This window comes from Shimia haliotis (assembly GCF_900114415.1).
Classification (GTDB): Bacteria; Pseudomonadota; Alphaproteobacteria; order Rhodobacterales; family Rhodobacteraceae; genus Shimia; species Shimia haliotis.
The window spans coordinates 1-21,619 of the sequence record NZ_FOSZ01000002.1 but is presented as its reverse complement, the minus strand read 5'-3'; the positions used below and the strand labels follow the sequence as shown (position 1 = coordinate 21,619).

At 55.4% G+C, this 21,619-nt stretch carries 18 protein-coding genes and 1 pseudogene; 9 read left to right on the top strand and 10 right to left on the bottom strand.

Annotated elements, in window-relative coordinates:
* Genes BM069_RS05380 through BM069_RS05360 form a run of 5 tightly spaced genes read left to right on the top strand, consistent with a single transcriptional unit; the run spans position 1 to position 3,184 of the window.
* Entirely contained in the window at positions 1 to 783 is a 783-nt protein-coding gene (locus tag BM069_RS05380; RefSeq protein WP_093321444.1) for a heme ABC transporter ATP-binding protein, read from the top strand.
* A 16-nt stretch (positions 784 to 799) separates the two neighbouring features.
* On the top strand, positions 800 to 1,462 hold the full coding sequence (locus tag BM069_RS05375; RefSeq protein WP_244503544.1) for a MotA/TolQ/ExbB proton channel family protein: 663 nt from the start codon (positions 800 to 802) through the stop codon (positions 1,460 to 1,462).
* A 1-nt stretch (position 1,463) separates the two neighbouring features.
* Entirely contained in the window at positions 1,464 to 1,841 is a 378-nt protein-coding gene (locus tag BM069_RS05370; RefSeq protein WP_093321438.1) for an ExbD/TolR family protein, read from the top strand.
* A 3-nt stretch (positions 1,842 to 1,844) separates the two neighbouring features.
* The gene (locus tag BM069_RS05365; RefSeq protein WP_093321436.1) at positions 1,845 to 2,228 is read left to right on the top strand and encodes a biopolymer transporter ExbD; all 384 of its coding nucleotides are present in this window, start codon (positions 1,845 to 1,847) and stop codon (positions 2,226 to 2,228) included.
* Entirely contained in the window at positions 2,225 to 3,184 is a 960-nt protein-coding gene (locus BM069_RS05360) for a TonB family protein (protein WP_093321433.1), read from the top strand. Before BM069_RS05365 ends, BM069_RS05360 begins: the two co-directional genes overlap by 4 nt.
* On the opposite strand, the gene betC is transcribed toward BM069_RS05360, so the two are convergent.
* The 4 genes from betC to BM069_RS05340 form a co-directional block, all read right to left on the bottom strand.
* The gene (betC, locus tag BM069_RS05355; protein ID WP_093321430.1) at positions 3,176 to 4,714 is read right to left on the bottom strand and encodes a choline-sulfatase; all 1,539 of its coding nucleotides are present in this window, start codon (positions 4,712 to 4,714) and stop codon (positions 3,176 to 3,178) included. The two genes, BM069_RS05360 and betC, sit on opposite strands and share 9 nt — an antisense overlap.
* Positions 4,715 to 4,975: 261 nt before the next feature.
* Positions 4,976 to 6,391 carry a putative HlyD family type I secretion protein gene (locus BM069_RS05350; RefSeq protein WP_139216145.1) on the bottom strand — a complete coding sequence of 472 codons (1,416 nt, stop codon included), beginning with the start codon at positions 6,389 to 6,391 and terminating at the stop codon, positions 4,976 to 4,978.
* Complete coding sequence (locus tag BM069_RS05345) at positions 6,388 to 8,463, bottom strand: ATP-binding cassette domain-containing protein (protein ID WP_093321424.1); 2,076 nt, start codon at positions 8,461 to 8,463, stop codon at positions 6,388 to 6,390. The genes BM069_RS05350 and BM069_RS05345 overlap by 4 nt, the downstream gene beginning before the upstream one ends.
* A gap of 11 nt (positions 8,464 to 8,474) precedes the next feature.
* Positions 8,475 to 10,898, bottom strand: coding sequence for a calcium-binding protein (locus tag BM069_RS05340; RefSeq protein ID WP_139216144.1), 2,424 nt, complete (start codon positions 10,896 to 10,898; stop codon positions 8,475 to 8,477).
* Between the two features lie 406 nt (positions 10,899 to 11,304).
* Between BM069_RS05340 and BM069_RS05335 the strand changes: the two genes are divergently transcribed.
* Positions 11,305 to 12,000, top strand: a complete 696-nt coding sequence (locus tag BM069_RS05335; protein WP_093321421.1) for a prolyl hydroxylase family protein — start codon at positions 11,305 to 11,307, stop codon at positions 11,998 to 12,000.
* A gap of 70 nt (positions 12,001 to 12,070) precedes the next feature.
* On the opposite strand, the gene BM069_RS05330 is transcribed toward BM069_RS05335, so the two are convergent.
* Entirely contained in the window at positions 12,071 to 12,256 is a 186-nt protein-coding gene (locus BM069_RS05330) for a hypothetical protein (protein ID WP_093321418.1), read from the bottom strand.
* Between the two features lie 73 nt (positions 12,257 to 12,329).
* Here BM069_RS05330 and BM069_RS19625 point away from each other — a divergent pair, with 73 nt between their 5' ends.
* On the top strand, positions 12,330 to 13,016 hold the full coding sequence (locus tag BM069_RS19625; protein WP_139216143.1) for a hypothetical protein: 687 nt from the start codon (positions 12,330 to 12,332) through the stop codon (positions 13,014 to 13,016).
* On the opposite strand, the gene BM069_RS20190 is transcribed toward BM069_RS19625, so the two are convergent.
* The 5 genes from BM069_RS20190 to BM069_RS05305 form a co-directional block, all read right to left on the bottom strand.
* Positions 12,962 to 13,150 carry an acyl carrier protein gene (locus BM069_RS20190; RefSeq protein WP_425288670.1) on the bottom strand — a complete coding sequence of 63 codons (189 nt, stop codon included), beginning with the start codon at positions 13,148 to 13,150 and terminating at the stop codon, positions 12,962 to 12,964. The two genes, BM069_RS19625 and BM069_RS20190, sit on opposite strands and share 55 nt — an antisense overlap.
* 37 nt (positions 13,151 to 13,187) lie before the next feature.
* The gene (locus tag BM069_RS05320) at positions 13,188 to 14,648 is read right to left on the bottom strand and encodes a class I adenylate-forming enzyme family protein (protein ID WP_170846683.1); all 1,461 of its coding nucleotides are present in this window, start codon (positions 14,646 to 14,648) and stop codon (positions 13,188 to 13,190) included.
* Entirely contained in the window at positions 14,638 to 15,627 is a 990-nt protein-coding gene (locus BM069_RS05315; protein ID WP_093321411.1) for an aKG-HExxH-type peptide beta-hydroxylase, read from the bottom strand. Before BM069_RS05315 ends, BM069_RS05320 begins: the two co-directional genes overlap by 11 nt.
* 184 nt (positions 15,628 to 15,811) lie before the next feature.
* Positions 15,812 to 17,296 carry a hypothetical protein gene (locus BM069_RS05310; RefSeq protein ID WP_093321409.1) on the bottom strand — a complete coding sequence of 495 codons (1,485 nt, stop codon included), beginning with the start codon at positions 17,294 to 17,296 and terminating at the stop codon, positions 15,812 to 15,814.
* A 41-nt stretch (positions 17,297 to 17,337) separates the two neighbouring features.
* A complete protein-coding gene (locus BM069_RS05305; RefSeq protein ID WP_093321406.1) occupies positions 17,338 to 19,506 on the bottom strand; it encodes an O-linked N-acetylglucosamine transferase family protein in 2,169 nt (722 codons plus the stop codon).
* Positions 19,507 to 20,491: 985 nt separating this feature from the next.
* Here BM069_RS05305 and BM069_RS05295 point away from each other — a divergent pair.
* The gene (locus BM069_RS05295) at positions 20,492 to 20,980 is read left to right on the top strand and encodes a cytochrome b (RefSeq protein WP_170846682.1); all 489 of its coding nucleotides are present in this window, start codon (positions 20,492 to 20,494) and stop codon (positions 20,978 to 20,980) included.
* 352 nt (positions 20,981 to 21,332) lie between these two features.
* Positions 21,333 to 21,619, top strand: a pseudogene (locus tag BM069_RS05290) (transposase); the annotation flags it as partial.

Sequence of the window (21,619 nt, the reverse complement as noted above, 5' to 3'; positions counted from 1 at the left end):
ATGCTGAGTGCGAAACACATTTCTGCCAGTTACGGACAGCGCAAAATTTTGCATGACGTTGCTTTTCACGCCAAAGGGGGCGCCGTGACTGCTATTGTTGGCCCTAATGGGTCTGGCAAGTCCACATTGCTCAAGGCCGTCACTGGTGAAATTGATCACACCGGCGTGGTCACATTGAACGGCGTGGATATCGACACAGCAAAACCATGGGAACTTGCGGCGATGCGGGGTGTCCTGCCGCAGGCAACGCCTTTGGCCTTTCCGTTTACCGTTTCGGAGGTGGTGCGGCTGGGGTTGGCTTCGGGCATTTCGGCCGCGCGACACGAACTGGTGCAACACGCGCTGGATCGTGTTGGACTCGTGACCTATGGCGCGCGGTTCTATCAGGAGCTTTCCGGAGGCGAACAGCAGCGCGTGCAGTTGGCGCGTGTTTTGGCGCAGGTCTGGGATCCCGTCGGGCACGGCAAGCCTCGTTGGCTTTTCCTTGATGAGCCTGTGTCGGCGCTCGACATCGGCCATCAGCTTCAAGTCATGCAGATCGCACGGGACTATGCCGACGCGGGCGGTGGAGTTGTCGCCGTGATGCACGACCTGAATCTGACCGCGATGTTTGCCGATCAAGTGGCGTTGATCAGTGAGGGTCGGGTGGTCGCCCAAGCAGCGCCCAACGCGGTCTTCACCAATGAAAACCTCAGTGCCGCATATCACTGCACCCTTCGTGTAAATGCCGCTCCGGACAGTGGCACCTTCCTGTTGCCGCACCTTGCGCGCCGAGCCGGCTGACCTCTTGGAGTCCTCTATGCTTTTTAATGACCGCATCACCAAGGCCTTTGCCTTTCTTGAACAAGGAGGCCCCGCAATCTGGGCGATTACGGCGCTGTCCGTTTTGACGGGAGCAATCATCCTCTGGAAGGTTTGGCGGTTTGTGCTCGCCGGTGCATGGGCCGGAAAAAACACGGAATATGCAGTGACCCTTTGGACACAAGGCGACCGTCAAGGAGCCCGCGCAGCACTTGAGGGGCGCAGTTCATTGCGCGCCGTTGTGGCCCGCGCCGCGATGACGGAGCGCGTTGAAGGCACGTTGGACGAGGCAGAGCAGCGCGAGGAAGTTGAGCGGGTCGCACGGCGCCAGCTGAGTGAGGCCCGCAGCGGTTTGAGGGCACTCGAACTTATTGCAACCATCGCCCCCTTGTTGGGTCTTTTGGGTACGGTGCTCGGGATGATTGCCGCATTTCAGACACTGCAGGCCGCGGGGTCCCGCGCCGATCCTGCCGCCTTGGCAGGAGGCATCTGGGAGGCTCTGCTGACCACTGCTGCGGGCATGGCTGTGGCCATTCCGGCATCAGTTGCGCTGACGTGGTTTGAAAGCGTCGTGGATCGCGCCCAAGGAGACATGGAGGATGCCGCAACGCGCATCATGACGCGCGATCAGGCGGCGCCATCCTTGGCGGCAGCGCAATAAAATGCATCTCGGGCCCAATCGAGCACGGCGTAAACCCAGTCTCACTCCGATGATTGACGTGGTTTTTTTGCTGCTGGTGTTTTTCATGCTCGCGGCGCGCTTTGGTATGGACGTTGAAATCGACCTGCCGCTGACTGCCGCCTCGGAAAAGCCCTATCAAGGGCCGCCACGTCTGGTGGATATCGCACCGGATACCGTGCGCCTTAACGGAGCCGCGACCCCGATGGACGCGCTTTTGGCCGATTTGGGCACGATGATGCTTAGCCACGATGATGCAATCATACTGAGGGCGCGCGATGGCGCGCAATTGCAACGAGTGGTTAGCGTTATGGAGCGCCTGACAGACGCAGGCTATGAAACGTTGGTGTTGGTAGAGTAGATCATGCGCATCACATCACCCCCCCGTCGCCCTCAGGGCGAAAGCATCATTCCGATGATAAATGTGGTTTTCCTGCTGCTTGTTTTCTTTCTGATGACCGCGCAGATCGCGCCGCCAGAACCCTTTGACGTCACCCCGCCGGAAGCCGAAATTGATACTCCGGCGGAGGGTCGTCGTGTTTTGTTTGTCTCCGCTTCCGGAGAGATGGCGTTTGAAGACGCACGTGGCGAAGATGCTGTTTTGGCTGCACTGGCGGGCTTTCCGGAAAATGAAAGTCTGATGCTGCGGGCCGATCAGGGGGTCGCAGCAGAAACCATAGCGGCTTTGCTACCAAAACTTGCAGCAAACGGCGTGCGGGCCCTCAAACTGGTGAGCACCTCCAGATGAGCACAAGAACAACACTTGAGCTAACCGCCTTTGTTGGGCTGGTGGCTGTAGGCCATCTTGCGTTGGCGACGCCGGACCTTGAGGAGGGCCTGCAAAGTGCCGGTTCCGCAGGTCAGGATCTTTTGTCTGCGATGGCATCAACTGCGTCCGTCGCGGCAATGGTCGAGGCATGGGAGACGCCACCGCTCGATTCTCCTCCTCCGTTGCCGGCGATGACAGCCCCCGAAGTTTCGCCCTCGCAGATGGCGCCGCAGCCGGAAACGCCGGTCGCGCCCGCGATGCTGCCGGCCGTGAGCATGCAACATACCAGCGCTGACGCGCCACCTCTGCCAGTGGCTTCTCCACCTCCGGCAACGGTGTCTGGCGCGGCTGCACCAGCTTTGCAGGACAGTCCAAAGCAGCCCGAGAATGAGGCCGCCCCGCCGCGGGTGGCTTCCGTAGCGCCCGATGATTCGCCCGTGCCCCCGCCGATACCCACTCCGATGCCTCCAGTTAAGCCTATGGCCCCCCAAGCCAAGCCATCTCCACCTGCTGTCAAGCCAAAGCCCAAGGACGTGCCTGTTGCAAAAACGCGGTCTGCTGCAAGCAGCGCCAGCGCTGGGCGGACAGCGCAGGGGAGCGGAGGAGAGACTGCTAAAGGCAACAACGGCTCGGATCAGATTGCGAGCGTTTCGGATAGCAAACGCGTCAGCTTGTTGAAGAAATGGGGGGCTCAGGTGCGCGCACGAGTTGCTCATAGAGCTCCTGAGGGAGCAGGCAAAGGGGTTGCGCATGTTCGAATTTCGGTGGCCGCGAACGGGCAAGTGCTTGGAGCAAAACTGGTGAAATCATCGGGCAACGCGCGGCTGGATAAGCTGGCTTTGGTGGCGGTGAAAAAGGCTGGCCGGATGCCTAAGGCTCCGGCCAAACTTCAGGTCAAGTCGCAGGTTTTTACCATCCCGCTGCGCTCACGTTGATTCTTCTTTGAGCGGGGGAAACCTGTAGAAATTATTCGCCTCCGCCCAATCCATATGGTTGCGCACGTATTGCTGAGATGCGTCTGAGGGCGGGTTGTAATCCCAATCCTCACCAGCGCCGGCCTCCATCGCCGCGTGCAATGCCCGACGCGATTTTTGGGTCGCTATGACTTTGGCCCGCAAAGCTTCGCCATCCCATCGCCGTGCAACTTCTGCCGCAAAATCAGCCGCAACCTGTACATGGTCAGGATGTGCGGCCAGATTGGTGGTTTCCAGAGGGTCATTCACGACGTCATACATTTGAGGTGGGTCGATGTCACAATGCACATATTTGAAGGACCCGCGCCGGATCATCACCACCGGATAGGGTGTCATCTCGGCGCAATATTCGCCAATTGCCTCATCCACAGGATCGGTGTTTCCGCGCGCCAAGGGCATCAGGCTGCGCCCGTCAACCGGTTCTCCGACCATGTCGAGCGACCCGCCGGCTATGTCGATGAGCGTGGGAAGCATATCGACAAGAGAGCAGGCGTTTCCGGCTGTTCCGGTCGTCACGCCGGGGCCTGCCATCACCAGCGGCACCCGTGCGGAGTACTCAAAGAAGTTCATTTTGTACCACAGGCCGCGCTCGCCCAGCATGTCACCGTGGTCGGCGGTCACAATCACAATGGTGTTGTCAAGTTCACCCATGTCTTCGAGTGTTTGAACAATCTCGCCAATTTTGCTGTCAAAATAGCTGACGTTGGCAAGGTATGCGCGCCGGGCGCGGATCAATTCCTCGTCGCTCAGGGGAATGTAGCTCGCCTCGATGCCATCCAGAAGGCGTTTGGAGAAGGCGTCTTGTTCCTCAATCGGAGGGACATATGCAGGCATGTCCACATCGTCATCTGAATAGAGGTTCCACCATTCCGGTCGGGCGACATAAGGATCATGTGGATGGATAAAGCTCGCGACCATGGCAAAAGGCGCGTCATCTCCGGACGCGCGCCGCCGTCCTTCGTCAAACAACCAGCGCTTGGCAGCAAAGCCAACCTCGTCATCATAGTCGATTTGATAGGTCGCCTGGGCCACGCCGCTTTCTTTGACGGTTTGCATATTGTGGTACCATTTGTCGATCCGTTCATCGTGAGCTTCCCAATCAGGCGTCCAGGCAAAATCAGCCGGGTAAATGTCGGTGGTCACACGGTCCTCAAATCCGTGCTTTTGGTCAGGTCCGACAAAATGCATTTTGCCCGAAAGACAGGTGCGATATCCCAACGCTTTGAGGTAGTGCGCGAAAGTCGGGACCGAGGCGCGAAATTCGGATGCGTTGTCATAGGCGGCAATGCGGCTGATCAGCTGGCCGGACATGAGTGAAAACCGCGAGGGCGCACAAAGTGGCGAGTTGCAATATGCCGCATCAAACCTCATGCCGCGGGCCGCGAGCGCGTCAAGGTTAGGGGTTTTTGCTGTACGATGGCCATAGGCGCCGGTGAAGTGTGGCGTAAGCTGATCGGCCATAATAACGACGATGTTGGGTCGCTGAGTCATGAAATTCTCCGATATGAAAAGTTGGGATTTGTTGTCTCAACTCATTTCTTCGGAGGTGGCTGATAGTGCATCGGCTTGCCATGGCCTCTGAGTGCTGTGGGCCTGTGCGATGGGTGACAGCATGGCAGAATGGGGAGAAGGTGAGCGCGAAGGGGCATTTGATATTCGGTTCGAGATATGTTGCTCCAATGTCAGCTTCATTGTGGTGCGTTGTCAAAGAAAACTTGATCTCTTCCACAATTTCCGGCGCCTTTTGTGCAGTCAATCCTGCATTGCCTTTGCCAGAAAATCTAGAAACGGGCCGACCAAATAGTCCGAAAATGTGGTTTCTCTTCCAGCAAAAATCAAAGTGACTGGCATGTCGATGAACAGTGCAAAGTCGCTGCCGAGTTGCTTGTCAAGGTCAACAAGATCATTTGGGTCAATTTCGGCGATGCCATCATATCCAACGATCACCCCTTCACGATTGCGGCGGGCCTCAGGCGACAGAGAGCGAATTTTTACGTCGACCTTGGGGTGGTTGCGCTGAGGAAGACTCGACACAGTTAGTGTCCCCTGTAGCCCGACACGGGTTTGGTCAATCGCGTGGGGCGGCACGACAAAGGCCACCTCATGTTGCCTGGTCGGACTGGTGAGAGTCAAAACTGTTTCACCGCGCGGTACAAACATTTCATTTGTATCATAGAAAAGGCGCGCGATTGTTCCGTCACTTGGCGCACGAAGCTCCGCGTTGCGGATGACCGCGTCCAAACGCAGGATCTGTGCTCGCAGTCTGGGTATGGCCTCGGCTACCTGACTTTGTCGATCCAACAGCCTTTGCCGCAAGTCAAGCGCGTCGGCTTTGACTTGAAGACTGACTTGCTCCGCTTGAGACCTGAGGGCAGCGGCCTCCGCGCGTTCACCGAGGATGCTGGCATCCAGATCAAGCATCGATTCTAGCAGAGTGTCATTATCCGTGGCCCGCAGTGCACCGGACTTTACCAGCCTACTGTAGCGATCAAACCGTGCCTCCATAGATGCTTTGCGGTCTAGGCGAGCGGCCAGGCTGTTCTCTAGCCCTTCGGCTCGCGCCCGCATCGCATCTGCGGTCATGGCGGTTGCTGCTCGCCTGACGTTGAGGGTTTCAAGCATATTGCGGATACGCCAGACTTGTTGATTTTCTGGGATTTTAGGTGCAGCGGTCATGTGATTGGCCTGAACGGGGCCGATTGAAGGGGATGTTGAGCCTTGCCAATCGGGCTTCAAGAGTTGGGCGCGATCGTGATCAAGCGCCCATTCCAGCGCATCCCGCTCTTCTTGCAAAAGACGTAGGCTTTCCTCAAGTTCGTCTTTTTGAGCTTGCTCGCTGGTGACGTCCATTTGCATCAGAATTTGGCCAGCGACCACATTTTCGTGTTCGCGCACATGTACTTCGGCAATGTCACCGCCAAAGGGGTGTTGAATGTCAAAGCTAGGTTCAGGAGCATAGAGGTGGCCGTTGGCGTGGATTGATGTAGTCAATGGTGCCGTCATCGCCCAGATTACAAAGACGATGCACGTCAAAACGACAACGGTGAACCCTGTTCTGAGCGGGCGCATTACTGCGTCTGGCACGATCGGGTCGGTGACGGGAGAGAGGGCCTCAGGGGGGGGGGCGTCGAAATTTTCGGTGCCTGATTGGTCGGGTTTTGGGGTCAATGTGATGTCCCCCCGTTGGTGCGCGCCGTTGGAGCGGAGAGCGCCGCGCGGAAAACTGACCGGCCGTCGCCAGACTGTACATCAAATGCATCGCTCATGCGGGAAATAGAGGCAATCGCTGCTTCGTCATCACCCAACAAGGAGAGGTCAGGGTCAGGGTGTTGCAGCAAAGAGGCCACTTTACGAATTTTGGCGCTGGCTTTGCTTTCTCGGTCCTCGGTCATGCAAATTTCGCAGCTTTTTGCATCCAAGAATTGAAATTGGAAACTTGCAGCCCGGATCGAGTTCGTCTCTACGTCGGCCAGCGCCAGATTGAACATTTCGCTGGCAAGAACCTCTGCGCGGCCAGCCAGTTCGGCATCTCCGGCACGTGTGAATTGTGCTCCGATCCAATCCACCAAATCCTGCAATGATGCGTCTAGTATTGGCAGCTCAATGCGCCTGCGCCCGCCACTCATTCGACCCAACACGTCCGGCCGGTTTCCGAAATCTGCTACCCGCCCGTTTTCGAGCGCTAACACATAGTCAGCCAACCCCATCAGCCCGGACCGGTGGATGACCATGACGATTGTTGTGTTCATTTGTTTGAGGCGGGCAAGAGCCGCGCAAAGTTGCCGTTCTCCCGCGGCGTCCAAAAGCGCATTTGGTTCATCCAGAAACAGATAGCGTGGCTCAGAGTAAATTGCCCGCGCCAACGCAACGCGCTGTTTTTGCCCGGCGGACAACAAAAACGGCTGTGCACCAATGTCGGTGTCGTAACTTTCTGGCAGAGCGCTGATGAGGCCATGGACACCGGCGGTTTTGGCTGCTGCGACGATGCGCCCGCTATCTGGGTGCGATGAGAACCCGCTGATATTGTTAGACAAAGAACCGTGGAATAAATGCGCGTGTTGTGGCAGGTACCCCACATGTTTTGAGAGGCTGTCCACCGGCAGTGTCTTGATGTCGGTTTCATCCAACAACACTGATCCAATTGGGCATGGGGCTATGCCGCTCAGAGCTTCAAGCAGAGTCGTTTTGCCACCGCCAGATGAGCCGACAACTGCGAGGCATTTTCCGGCCGGCACCTCAAAGCTGATGCGATCGAGGCGCGGTGGCGCCCCGCCTCCGCGTGGGAAAATAAGACCCTGAGCCGCGATGCTCCCTGACAATTCCGCTATATCGGTGGAGGTGGGCGGAGCCACCAAAGAGTAATCTGACAACCTTTTGGCCGCATGCCGGGCGGCCAAGATGTCCGGCCAACCGTTCAGAACTTGCTCGAAGTTTGCGACGCTCCGCGCCAGGATCAAACTGGCAGCAATCATCCCTCCCGCGGTCAATTCACCGGAAACAACCAGCGCAGCCCCCAAACTTAGCCCGAGAAGCTGTGTGCCACCGCGTAAAAAGCCGGCAATCGAGTTTGTTGCCACCGTTGGACGGGTCATTTGCTCGGCGGAAGCAAGGCGCTGCATGACCAGGCCCGCAAAACGGTCTAGGAGATTTCGAAAGACACCGGGCATTCCGGACCCCAACACCACGGTCTCGGCGTCGCGCAAGGCACGCTTTTCCAATTTTAGCAGACGGATGTGTTCTGTTTGTGCGGTGTTGGTAAGGCTGTCTCTGGTAAAACGAACGGTCGCAGAAATTGCTGCCAACCCAAGCGAGAGTCCAAGAAACCAAGGGTGTATGAGCCATAGGACCAACAGGAACAATGGTATCCATGGCAGCATCAACGCGGTTGTGGCTGTCGATCCCGACAGGGCCTGCGTAACGCAGTTACGGTCCGACATTACGCCGTCTCTTAGATCAGCGGCACTGTTTAACACCATGGGAATGCTTGCGCTTTCAAGCCAGTGCGAGGCACGTCTGAAGCTGACATCCCGCAAATATTCCACTGTTGCCTGCAGCGCGAGCGCGCCCAACGCGACCGCAAGTAGCATCGCCAGTGTGTGGAGATTTCCCGTCGGCACGACGCGGTCGAGCACCTGCATCATGAAGATCGGATTGACTAGAATGGCCAGGTTGGTGATCAGGCTCAACGCGACAAGAGGCACCGCGAGCCGCTTGAGCTGACCAATGGAAGACTGAGACACAGAAGACTCCCTCAGAGCAGAAAGTTGGTCTCGTCCAGGTCATCAGGCGAAACTGATTTGAGGACAAGGCGGTCGTTCACTTCGCCGCCGGTAAGGGCGCTTAGGTCGATCACCGTCGCCCATCCCTGATCCTGAATGTGGGTCTGCAGGTCTGAGAATTCGATGCCATAGGACGATAAATCAATGACGTCTTTGTCGGTCTCAAAGTCGTGGATCATATCCTTGCCGCCGCCTGCAGCCGTTACGAATGTGTCAGAACTTCCGTCCTTCCACCAGTTTCCGCCCCAAAGGTGATCATTTCCAGCGCCGCCTTCGAGTGTGTCGGATCCTGAGCCGCCCACAAGCTTGTCGGATCCTTCGCCGCCACTCATGAAGTCATTACCGCTGCCGCCCTTAAGCAAATCTCGCCCGGAGGCGCCATCCATTTTGTCGTTTCCGTCACCACCGAACAATCGGTCGTGGCCGCTTCCGCCGTCAACGATATCTGAACCGTCTCCGCCATAGACGCGATCGTTGTCCGCGTCTCCGCTTAGTACGTCGTCGTCGGATCCTCCGTGCAGGGTGTCGTCGCCTCCACCACCAAACATAGTGTCGTCTCCTTGACCGCCACGTAGTTTGTCGTTGCCGCCGGATGTGGGTTCAATCTCGGGCGAGCGCAACAAAATACTTCCGGTTGGGTCAACTTCGGAGAATGGGTCAGGCGCGCGAGGGTCCACGGCTCCATCGTTGCTGTTGGTGGATTGAGCTTCAGCCATGTATTCGCTCATGGCGGCGCCAGCGGGCCAATCTATGTTTATCTTGTATATGCCGCCCGCGGCATCGGTGGTTCCGTCCAAATCATGATCGCCGCGGTTCAGGCCGAAATAGAGATTACCGTCGCCATCCAGGAACACGGCGCCATAGGCCCCTTTGGGCATTCCGGCGGTTAAACCGTCGTCATACATCGTGGCGGTGATCGGCACGGATGTGATGATCGGCGTCCCGCCGTCTTCCAGTCCGTTCAAATCGATCTTATGAACCATGCCGTTGCCGCCGTTTCTTCCGGGGCTTTCCACCGCATAGAATGCGTCTTCCGCGGCGTTGTAGGCAATGTCGTAACTTCGACCTTGGAACAAACCGTCGGGTAGGTCAAAATTTGTCGCCGCCGGGTTGCCGTCAGACCCTATGTCGTTCACGTCAATTCGTGTAACGCGGTTCAGGCTTGACTGAAACGTCCATAAATTTCCCTCATTGTCGAAATCCCCAACGTAGTCGCCCACAGGCGTCGCGCCTACGCGGTAGGCTTCGCCGTTGGCATCCACCATAACCAAATCGCGCACCGAAACCGGATTTCCCATGGCATCGACGCCATTTGCCTTTGCTATGCCGTAGATCAAATCGTCTTCGGTGTTGAACCCTATTGCGTTGATGCGCAGACCTGTAGGATCGCCTGCCACCTCATATTGTTCCTTCTGAGGGTCAAAGACATTCAGTTGACCGTCGATCATCTGAAAGAGCTTGGACTGCCCCGGTGCAAAGGCTGCAACATCCACTTCCTGTCCGCCGATGGAAACAGATTTATCATAGCTGAAGATTGGGCCTGACATGTCAATTTGGGGGCCAGTTTCATCGTTTGGCGACAATTCCCGGAATGTCAGTTTGGAATCGCCCCCTTTGCCGACAAGGTCCAATTTCACAGTTTCGTAGACTCCGGATTTGCTATCCATCACGCAAACCACTTCATCGTCCCACAGTACCTCCATCACGCAGGTCGTGGAACCGCCGGACAGGTTTGCGGCGATATCGAAACTCAGGCTGTAGTTTTCGCCCTCGACCGTTTCAATCACTTGCGAAATCTCGGTGACACCCTCGACGTCGGCAACGCTCCAATCGCCGGCGCCGGCGTGTTGGGCAAAGGTGCCGCCACAATTGGGCAGCCCGCCTTGAAGCAAATTCCCGTTTTCCAGATCGCCGTAGACTAAATCGTCTCCACGACCTGCATTGATCGTATCGGCCCCGAGCCCCCCTTGACCTGTGTCATCGCCCGCTTCCAGATTGACGATGTCATCACCGGTGCCGCCGTCCGCCCAGTCGCGTCCGGTGCCGGCATTGACGATATCTTCGCCAGCCCCTGCGTCTAGGCGGTCATTGCCACCATTGCCCAAGAGAACATCGTCGCCGTCCCCCGTCGAGATAATGTCGTCGTATTCACGTGAAACCGGTGCACTTGTGGTGTCGATAGCCTCGGGGTTGTAGACCCATTTTCCATCGACGAAAATCCATTCCGCTCCGACCATGTCTCCTGCGGCCAGATCGTTGCCAGTGCCGGTGTCGATCGTGTCGTTGCCAGCACTACCATTTACAGAGTCCACACTGCCGTCGCCGGACAAGATCGTGTCATCGCCAGTTGTGCCAATAACAGTGTTAACGTCGGGGCCCGGGGGTGTTTGTGCCATAACCAATAAACCTTTGAACAAAATACTTGGGGCTATGGTGCTGCACAGGGAATAAGGAAGCGTTAACAGGTTCTGGTTTCACCCTCTTTTTGTTCCTCTTTGTTAGTGTCGGAAACACCAAGGTTGCCGAGCAAGGCAGATATCTTTTAACCGTTTCAAGAAGTTGCAATGTTCCTGCTCGGGCGCCACTTTCAAGTTTCGGGATTTTCAGAAGCAGCAAAACATGATCGCAACCGGTAGCGTTTTTTGGCGATTGCAATAATCGAAGGCTCTTCGATTCAGACAAAGTCTGAAGGAAGTCTCTTCACAATTCGCAACGGAATGAGTGGGCGTACACTGTCTCGTTTTTACCAAGCTCTCTCATTGCGGAAGGGGCCAGGCCAAAAGGCTTCTTTGCAGCGTATAAATGCGGAAGAAAGCTGAGTATCGTGGTGTAGTCACCGCCAAGGGGAGCACACGATTGACGCATGATTCACAAGAAACGGCTTTGAGCGACCTTCGTGGGGCGCGGCTTTACAGTATTGGTCCGCTTGTTGCGACGCTGGACGAATTTGTCGGAGAAGCGGAGTTGCATGGTTTGATGATGGGTTTGTCTAGCATCCGTCAGGCTGCGGCGCAGGTCACAGGCGTAATGGGGCAGGGGGTTGATCCCAGGCGTGTCGCTGACAGCGCGAAAATTCCGCACGGTTCTCTGCCGGTTCTAGACGCCGTGGCAACTCGGATTGCAAAAATCTTCGGGTTGCCGGTGAGCCATTGTGAAAGCCCCGAACTGATTTCCTATGGTGTGGGGGGGCTTTTCAAGCGCCACTTTGATGCGGCGCTGGGAGGTGCGATGTACAAAGCACCGGCAGATGCAGCCGAACACAGTCAGCGCGTTCTGACTGCCATTCTTTATCTAAATGACGAATTTGCAGGCGGTGAAACGGTATTTCCCAGATTGGATCTTACGCTGCGACCAAAGGCGGGGCGTCTTGCGCTTTGGCAAAACACAAAGGCGGGGGACGTGGCGGTTCATCCCTTGAGTATGCACGAAGGGCGTCCGGTCCAGTCAGGTCAAAAACAGATTGTCAGTTTTTGGTTCCGCAACAAGCCCGTTCAATAGTGCGTTATGCATAGAATGCAAAACGCCGGGCTATCGCCCGGCGAAATCAAATTTGTAGCGTTTGTGCTGATTATTTGGTCGGCGCGGTCGGTTCGAGAGAGCCAACTTTTGCGGTGCTTGCTTGCGCGCTGCCTTTCAGTGACAACAGTTTGCCTTGATCGGGCTTGCGCGTGCGATCCAACGGTTCCGGAATGCCGACTTTGGGCGCGCGTGCCGATGCGCTGCCTTGCAGCTTAAGCAATTTATTTTCCTGCATACTCATTGTTTCCTCGTCGTGGGCCAAATTGAGAGATAGAAATTCCCCATTACGTTAGGAGGCGAACCGGAACATGTCCAGTCAGGAGATTTTGGCTCGGCAACAAAAGATGATGGGAAGCTGGTGCGGCCATCATCTGGAGAGCGCAGGCGTTGTACGTGTCCTGAACGAAGGTGGCAGCAAGCCGCCAATCCTGTGGATTTTCAACACAGCCAATGAACCCGAAGCCCTCGCGAGTGTTTTAGGGAGCGACCAGCCATTGGTTTTCACACGGTCAGCGCACCTTATGGTGCCGCCAGGCCAAGACCCCGCAGAAACCCGCAACTGCCTTGCGGATCATTTCTTGACGGAAGTGGACCGACGGTTTGGAGGGGAAACACTGAATTTAGGGACCAGCTGTCAGGGAACAGGGATCGCCTTGCGGTTTGCACAGAATTCTTGGGAAACCGGGATACTGGTGAATGCGCTATGTATCATAAACTGTTCGCTGCCGGACGTGGCAACAGGTCTGCCAGCGCTACTGGTTTATGGCAGTGGCGATCCGCTTCAAGATCCGTTTTCCAAAGACGCGGCAAGGGCTGAGAAACGCGCGGCGCAGGTCTTTTCAAACCACCAAAGATGTCTTTTGGACGCGGGCCACGGTCAGTTTTACGAGCCGGGTGTGCTTAAAGACATTTTGCGGGAATTTGCGTCCTTCGCGGCAGCCTACTCTGACATACGTGTTGTCAACTCGGCGGCCAGTTCAGACACAGTCGGATGATATAACAGGCTAGAGGGATGCAGTTCGCAGCCTGAAAGGCGCTCTAGACGGTCACACAAAGTGACCAAGTCGAGGGAATCGCCACCTAGGTCGAAGAAGTCACTGTCAGGAAGAATTTTCGTGTTGGGAAACACGCTGGCAAACGTGTCCAGAACCAATGACAAAGCGGTTTCAGAATGCGACAAAACGGGTTTCCTTCTGTGTGACTTCGTCTTTCAGGGCGCGCAGCGACAGTTTGTTCGCGGCGTTTCTGGGCAATAGGGGGCTTACAAGAAAATAGTCTGGATGACGGAAAACTGCTGCAGATCGTTGGACAAGATTCCGCATTTCGGTAAAGGGCCTACTTGTTTCGACCGCAAGAAAGATCTCGTCGTCTGCCGTGTTTTCGCTGGCTTTGGAGAAAGCGATGCAATCGCGCACACCGTCAATTTTTTTGACGTCTGTTTCAAGGTCGATCAGATTCACATTGACCGAGTTGCGGGTCGCTATTTGCTCCGATCTACCAACCACATAGAGAAAACCCTGCTCGTCTTTGCGGCCAATGTCTCCGCTTTCAATCTCGTCCGCACCGCTTTTCCAAGTAGCGCGCGCCATGATCCGCCCAGTTTCTCCAATGGGCAGCGTTTCACCACTGGCTCCCACAATGCGTACCTTGACCCCTTTTAGAGGTTTGCCGACGGAATTGGGCCGTTGTGGGATGTCGTTGCCTTCAAGTAGGGACACTGCGCCAACGCCGGTCATGGAATAGATATTGCGAACGCCTCGGCTCAGAAGTGCGTAAGCCTCCTGCAGGTCATTTGCAGAAATCGGTCCGCCAACCGAGATGAGACGTTTCAGATTGGCATATGCGGGAGTTGAGGCAAGCGGTGATTCGCTTTTGTGGAACTCAATCAATGCACGTATCAGAACCGGTGGTAGACCTGCGGCGAGAACGTCTGATCTGCGCAACGCGCGATCCAGCTCCGCTGTCTTAAGGAACATAGGCAGGCTCAAGGCAAAAGTCCCGTGCATCAGCAGGCGCACCCAATTGCCGATGACCGCGCCAAAGGCAGGGCTGCCATAGACCAAAGACGGATAAGGGACAGGATTGCCGATCAGATTTGCGGCAACGTTGAGTTGCTGCACAAAGGCCTGATGAGAAACCCGTCGATATCTTGGCAAACTTGTGGTCCCTGAGGAGCTGAGTATCAACGCATCTAATTCTCCAGCTTCGTCGGCGAATATCAACATTTCCCGTTTGACGATGTCGTCTTGCCTAGGTGGCAGCGCCTCAAATTGTGCTGTTTTTTGAAATCTGGGGAGGTCGCTAAATCCTATGGAAATGCCATTGGTTTGAAAGGCGCGGTCAATTTCTTCATCTGATTGGCGGGCGTCAAGAAACAGAACCGCGGCGCCCAGTGACCAAAGCGCAAGCATTGACTCAATTCCGCGCACTGGATTTCCAACGAGAAGGGCGACAGAGCCGGAGCGTTGCACACCCAACTGCGAAAAATGTTGGGCAAGATGCGCAGCGGAATTTTGAACATCCTGACGGGTGAAAACTTCGGTTTGATATTCGATACTTCTGGCGTCAGGTGCGCGTTCGGCCCACTCCCGAACTATCGTGCCGATATTGCGGTTTTCAAATTGCATTGACGGCCGAGCGCGCGTTTTCAAACAGTGTCTTGCCAAACTCGCAAAGATCGCCATGGGCCGCAACGGTGGCCTCACAATCGCGAAAGGCACCGATGGCTTGGAGTTTTTGTTGTGTCAGGTCTTGGTGCCACTCTGCAGCGGCGTTGTGGGTAAGCAGAGCGTTCGCCGCCAATGCCATGCGGGCACTGACCCACATCGCATGAAAGATCCCCTCCATCGGACGCGGTTCCTTGCGCAAGGGGGAAGGGTAGCCTTCCTCTGCGGGGTTCAAAACAATCGGATCATCAAGGTGATACAAAAACATTTGCTGATGTGAGCTTTCGTGGATCAGCGCCATCACGGTGGAAGGTAAATCAGTAAGGGCCGCAGGGTTAAGCAACACTGCACCAAACGCGTCAAACACGGCAGCTCCGACAAACCAGTGAGTGTCTGAGGACGATTCCGCAAGAAGTAGCTGATCGGCGAGAAGAATGAATTCATGATACCATTCAGGGGCGGCCGCTTTCAGCAAGTCCACGGCTTGAAAAATCAGGGACTGCGCGCCCATAACCAGTGATTTGTCCGGTGTGCGTAGGTCCGATGTCAGGCCGATGTCATCCGCAAAGGCATCTTGCAGAACCCAGCAATCGTCGTTGTGAAGGTCAGGAAGGCCGAATGGGGTAATTTGGAGGGCAGTTGACCGATCTGCACTGCGCTCAAGTACACCCGCCAACGCGCTGGCCGCCTGTGGAACTTTCGACACGTTCTGGGACAACGCAGCCTTGAGCAGAACGCCGTGAAGGGCGAACACCGAAGCGCTTGGGAAACCGCATTCCTTGTCAAGCGTGCCCTTGAGCGCCTGCGTGCTTATCTGGCCTGTGTTGAAGGCTGCGAAAACGTCGAACAGGAGATGTTCCAGTGACACAGCCAGCCGTTCTTGCACTGACGCGCGCAGACTGGAAATTGTCTGAGAGTTTGGGGAAATATAATCCTGCATCTTTGGTGCCGCCTCCTGCGCGCTCCACAGGGCGCTTTGCTGATGTATTAGCGTACACCAGCATCGGAAAACAGAGAGAGCAACCAGAAGGCGACAAGCCCTCGGACACGTGCCGCAAAAACAACAGCTGCAATAGGGACTCTAAATTGCGGCTCTGTTGGTGGGCTGCGTGAAAAAGAACGCGTCAAATGAGTGATAGTTTTTTACCGCCTCGAATATATGTGTCGGCAATCGCGTCCGCATCAAATTGTACAGAATTTATGATGGGCGCGATTTGCTCCTTCACGCGTGCCAAAGCTTCGGCTTGAGATGTCGTGGCGTTGGTTTTCTCGGGCAATGTGACCAAGCCGCCATAGCCGAGATCAGCCAGCAGAGTCTGTGCTCCCTTAGGTGTCGATGCTGGCTCCAGCATCGCGTCTACAAATCGGATTCGGTCTTGAAATGCGCGTTTGTAGTAGGCGTATCGGGCCTCCATTTCGAAGCAATACCACATGGCATGACCAGGGGCTCCCCGCGACAGAAAAGCAGTGGAGTCAACCAAAGCGTTTCGGTATCGCGGCGACAGATACCATTGCCATTCCTGCGTGGCATGACCGAAATCGTCGCGTAGAATATAGCTGGCGCATTGATCCACGAGATTGCGCCTGAGGATCACAACAGTGGCGCGATCGGCCAGATCACTTTCTGCGAGGGACTCAATCAACCCGCATTTTCCCAGCGTGTGATTGGTCTCCGCATATCCATCGGGCAGCTCTGCGAGCTTGTTCTTCCAAAAGCCACGTACATGCCGAGTCAATCCATAGCTGTTGAATTCACGCATGATGCGAATGTCGGGCATTTTTGTGCCGAAATCAGAAGGATGCAGAGGTTCGTGAATGGCAGGGATATTCAGATTCTGATCAAGCAGTTCTGCCAGCCATGCTGTGCCTGTGCGCCCGGCTGACAGGGCGAAAATCAAAGGTTTGTTTCTGACCTGGGAGGTTGCGGGCCCTGTCGGAGCCTTCGCTGGAGACGGATAAGCGAAGCGAGCGATGGTTTCTGCACACTCATCACGAACCATTTCGGCAGCAGAGGGGAATGCCGCATATGTATCGGCGACAGTGGTGCCTTTGGAGGGGCGTTGCGTCGACTTTGCCCGCAAGCCCGAAAACTCCTGCCAAAGACCGTCAATTTTGAGGGCCTTGATCTCGTCTTCAAGGTGCTCGTATCGCAAATAAACATCCAAGTCACAGGTGCCATCAAGTGGCGCGATGATGTCGTTTTCGCCAAGCATTACGCGGTAGAGATCGGCAAACCGGCCAAAATCCAATCCGGACGCGTCGCCTCCCTCCCACCAGTACCGTGAAATGGCCGCGTCATACGGATCTCGCACGATTGTAATCTTTTTGTATTCTGACCAGATACTTGTCGGCACCAGCCGGCGTAATGCAGGTGCGGTCATGTGGTTGAAAAACACACGATCAGAAGTCGTTCCGTCAGGCCATTTCTGGTTGAGGTGGTTCTGTGCCGAGCGACCTGCACGTTCCTGTCTGATCAGTTCGTCCTCAGTAGCAATTGGCGTTATGACACAGTCCGGGCCGCAGAATTTCGACAACGCAATTTCCAGCGAGGTGCCTGCGGTCTTCTTTGTCTTGATAAAGATTAGCTTGAGCGGGTGACAGATGATCATGGTGTAGTGCTCGGTCTGGGGAGGGAATGAAAGAAGGAAAGTCAGTCCGCTTTGATTTGGATTGAAGTTGGTGCCTTTCCGGCCAGCCAGTTGTCCCAAGCTGCCTGAAACCCTGCTTCGAGATGGCGGGTGTAGGCCTCGGTTTGAAAAAGCGGGGCGTTTTGCAAATTGCGGGCAAGCCTGTCGCGGGTCGCCGCAAGGATGTCGGGGTTTTGCAGATGTTGGTCAATCATCGCTTCGTATTCGGCGCTGTCACTGGCAACGAGGTTGTCCATGCCGACTGCGCAGCAGAGGCTGGCTCCGACGCGGGCCGCAAATTGCGATCCCGCTCTCGTGATGACAGGAAGCCCGGTATAAAGCGCGTCGCTGGCTGTGGTGTGTGCGTTGACATTGAAGGTGTCCAAAAACAGATCCGCAAGACGATGGCGCGCAAGATGGCGGTCGCGCCTGATCTTGGTGGCAAATACGAGGCGTTCGGGCTTCACACCACGAAGTTCGGCTTCTTTCCGCAGGTTTTGCTTGGGTGTTTCGCCCCCGTCCAAAAGCCACAGCACGGTGTTGTTGTGTTTGCGCATTAAGCGCATCCAGATATCAAATTCGGCTGGAGTTATCTTGTAGTTGCTGTTGAAACAGCACAACACAACGACGTCTTCCGGCAGGCCGGCTTCTTCGTGAGTCGGCGTTCGGGCCACGCCCTGTACCCGATCATTGGGCTGGTAGGAGTGGGGCAGTGCGATCACAGATTCGGTGTAGTGGGCGCGGGCGCAGTCCGGGACAACCGTCGCGTCGGCAACGATGTAGTCAAAGGCGGTTGATCCGAGCGTGCCGGGATAACCGAGGTAGTTGATCTGAACGGGAGCGAGGCCGGCAAAGAAGAGATCGGTGCGGGCATCGTCGGTGTAGCCTTTGAGGTCAATGGCGATGTCCAGTGCATCTTGACGGGCAGATGCGACGGCTGCTTCACCATCAAGATCGCTCAAATCTCGGAAATGCTCGACCGCACTCAAAAGGCGAGAAAACAGTGCACTTTCTCGTGGTCTGGTGAGGCCATAGAAGAAGACTTCAAAGGACTCGCGGTCGTGGTGCTCCAGCATGCCCGTAAGCAGCACCAGGGTGGCGTGATCATAAAGATCTGATGAAAAGTAACCGATCCGCAATTTCGTGGGCTCGTTGCGAGGCGGGAACGCCGGTCGCGCCAAAGACCACTGACGGGCGAAGACCTCGGAACGCAACCTTTGCTTGGCTGGGTTATCTTCAAAACCTAGAAACGCCCACGGCTGCAGACCGCCGCCGTCAATGCCGATGTCCTTGTGGACTTCGTCAAACTCGCGATAGGCCCGCCAGTCACATTGGTGGATTTGGGTATGCAATTTGTTTGCAAGAGCAGCTTCGCTCTTGGGGTTCAAGTGAAGCGCTTTTTCATAGGCCGCAATCGCCGCATCTTTATTGTCTTCCGCGCAATATGCGTTGGCAAGACTTTCATAGGTTTCAGCCAATTGAGTGTGAATGCCAGCGTTGCCAGGATCCTGAAGACTGTCGGCTTCGAGCAATTTGACCGCGTCCAGCAACCCCGAGGCGGCGCTGGCAGGTCGCCCGGATTTGCGCCGCGCATCGCCCAAAAGTTGTTGGGCCTTGTGGTTGTTGGGGTCCAATTCGACGCAGGCTTCCAAGTCGGTGATAGCGTCGGCAAAGTTTTCCAGAGCGAAGAGCGCGTTGCCGCGAAACAGTAGATACTTCGGAGTCGCCGGCGCCAGATGGAGTGCTTGAGAAAAATGCGGAAGCGCTTCGTCAAAGAGCCCCTGCCTTTCGAGAATGGCTCCAATGTTGGCGTGGCCCGATGCGCGCTTGGGGTTGATCTCCGCCGCCTTGCAAAAGGCATGTTTGGCGCGGTTTAGGTCGCCAAGCCGCTCCGCGGCAGCGCCCAGTAAATTCCAGAGCTTTTCGGAACGGGGAAATTCCCGGCTTTGAGTTTCTGCCAAAGCAGCCACGTCGGCGAATTTTTGAGCCCGATAAAGATCGCTAAGTTTCTGTAGGGTTTCGGTTGGAGCCACGCCGCTCTTGTGTTTGACATCTGCCAGCGCTTTGCGCGCCCGCACGTTTTTGGGAAATTTTGACAGTATGGCTCGATAGCAAAGCTCTGCGCTTGCCCAGTTGCCAATTTTCTCAAAGGCACGTCCCTTCCGCAATTCACTCGCGATGTTGTCCGCCATTCTGGCCCCCAGTTCCAGTTCTCGACGCAGGCGTCGAATCTTGGACCGAAGGTATTTCCGGCATGGTTAAGATTGGGTGATCTCATCGCAGCGACACGCGATTTTCCAACCGTTTGTTGAGGACGATATACGCAGGCGCGCACCGAGAAGAATCCGAGACCATTTCTCAGACAGGTCGCGTATTCGATGACTAAAGAAAAGTGGCTGGGGTGGTAGGAATTCCAGCCTGATGTTCCCTTTCTTCGGCTTACCCTGCCAGAGAGCCAAAGTGGGGCATTCCTGGGGGCCTTCTGTCTGTCCATGACAGCTACCTTGTCGATTGTCGGCATGTTGGGGAACTTAGGCAGGTCATGCTGGACGCATCAGAGGAAGTGACCGGGAGGCCCTTGAGGATGTCCTACAACGTTCCAGGGCGCGAAGAGTTCGAGGATGTGGATGAAGCGGCACTGCAGAAGCACGTCCACGACTTGCGCTGGGCGGTCTACGGGAAGGAGCAGAGTCCCTGTGAGGGGTATGTCCAGCGGTTGCTGCGGTTCCAGGAAAGGACTGGGAAGGTGATTGGTCCGTATTAGAAATCGTTGTTAAAAGAATGAGGCAATCGGCCTATACCTGCCATTCTTTGATTTGATGTCTAATGGCAGCTCCCAGCCCAAAGTGACCAATTTCAGACGAGCACAATCGACAATTCGGCAGGCGCAAGCAGACAACCTCGACTTCCCGAAAGCTGACTTTCAAACGGGAAAATCACGTTTCCAGTGGTCAAAGGCAGGTCTGAGCCCGTTTCAACCAGTGCTGCGTCATGCATGAATGGCAGGTTTGGCCGTTGGCCTGTAGGCGCAGTCAGCCAAGGTTACGCATTGGTGAAAACAATGTCGAACTTTGGTGGTTTAAAGGGCCCCAGAATATCTAAAGGGTGCATAATATTCGAATTCGGATACAACTTAGTTCGGATTATTCATTCAACGATACAAAGGAAATGTTGCACATGCCACAAGGTTACAGCAAAGCCCAGATCAGATTGCACTGGGTAATTTTTCTTTTGGTCCTTTTGCAGTTCACTTTGAACGGCCCGATGTCTGCTGGCTGGGAATTGATTAAGAAGGGGGAGGAGCCTGTTCTGCATCCCCTTGTTGTTCAACATGTTGCCAGTGGATTGTTGGTCTTGGTGCTGGTGATTTGGCGTTTAACTATTCGCCTGAAGCGAGGCGCACCACAGCTTCCCAAAGAAGAACATCCAGCTCTCAAAGGATTGGCGCATTTAACCCATTGGACACTCTATTTGATGCTTATCTTGATGCCGATTTCCGGCATGGTTGCGGTGTTTGCAGACTTTGTTCCAGCGGGCGATGCGCATGGGGTCTTAAGGGTGATCATGTTGATTTTTGTAGGGCTCCACATCCTCGGGGCGATCTTCCAACAGTTTGTAATAAAATCAAATATTTTGGATAGGATGCGGACACCTGACCCAGATTAAACGTAGAAAAACGCTGGGACGAGGCTCCCAATTGGGGCGAATAAACGGCGCGAAACCAATGGCCCGAGTCCGAGATTTTCAGCAAAATAGTTCTTGGCAAAGCGCACCCCACTTTTTGCGGGCTATGAGGTGGGCGCTCTTAAGGTTTCGCATGTGCGGTGCCTAAGGCGAGTTAGGCGCGATTGCGGCGAATTCACCCTTTGTCCCGCATTGCTGCCCTCTAACCCCAAGATTTTACCGCACGTGTCATCAATGACCGCTTCTCACGCGGCATAGCAGCGGAGGTAATCCCCCCGAAATTTAGGTGTGTCTGAAAGTAGAATTTTCTCGAATGATGAAAGAGGAGATTCTGATGAAAAAGTCGAAGTACAGCGATGCACAGATCATGGCGATCCTGAAGCAGGCAGAGAACGGTGTGCCGGTCTCTGATCTGTGCCGAGAACACGGCATGAGCAGCGCAAGCTTTTACAAATGGCGATCCAAGTATGGCGGGATGGACGCCAGCTTGATGGCGCGCATGAAGGAACTGGACGAAGAGAATAAGCGGCTCAAGAAGATGTATGCTGAGAAAAGCATGCAGAACGATTTGCTGAAGGAAGCGCTTGGAAAAAAGTGGTGAGGCCATCCCTGCGCAAGGAG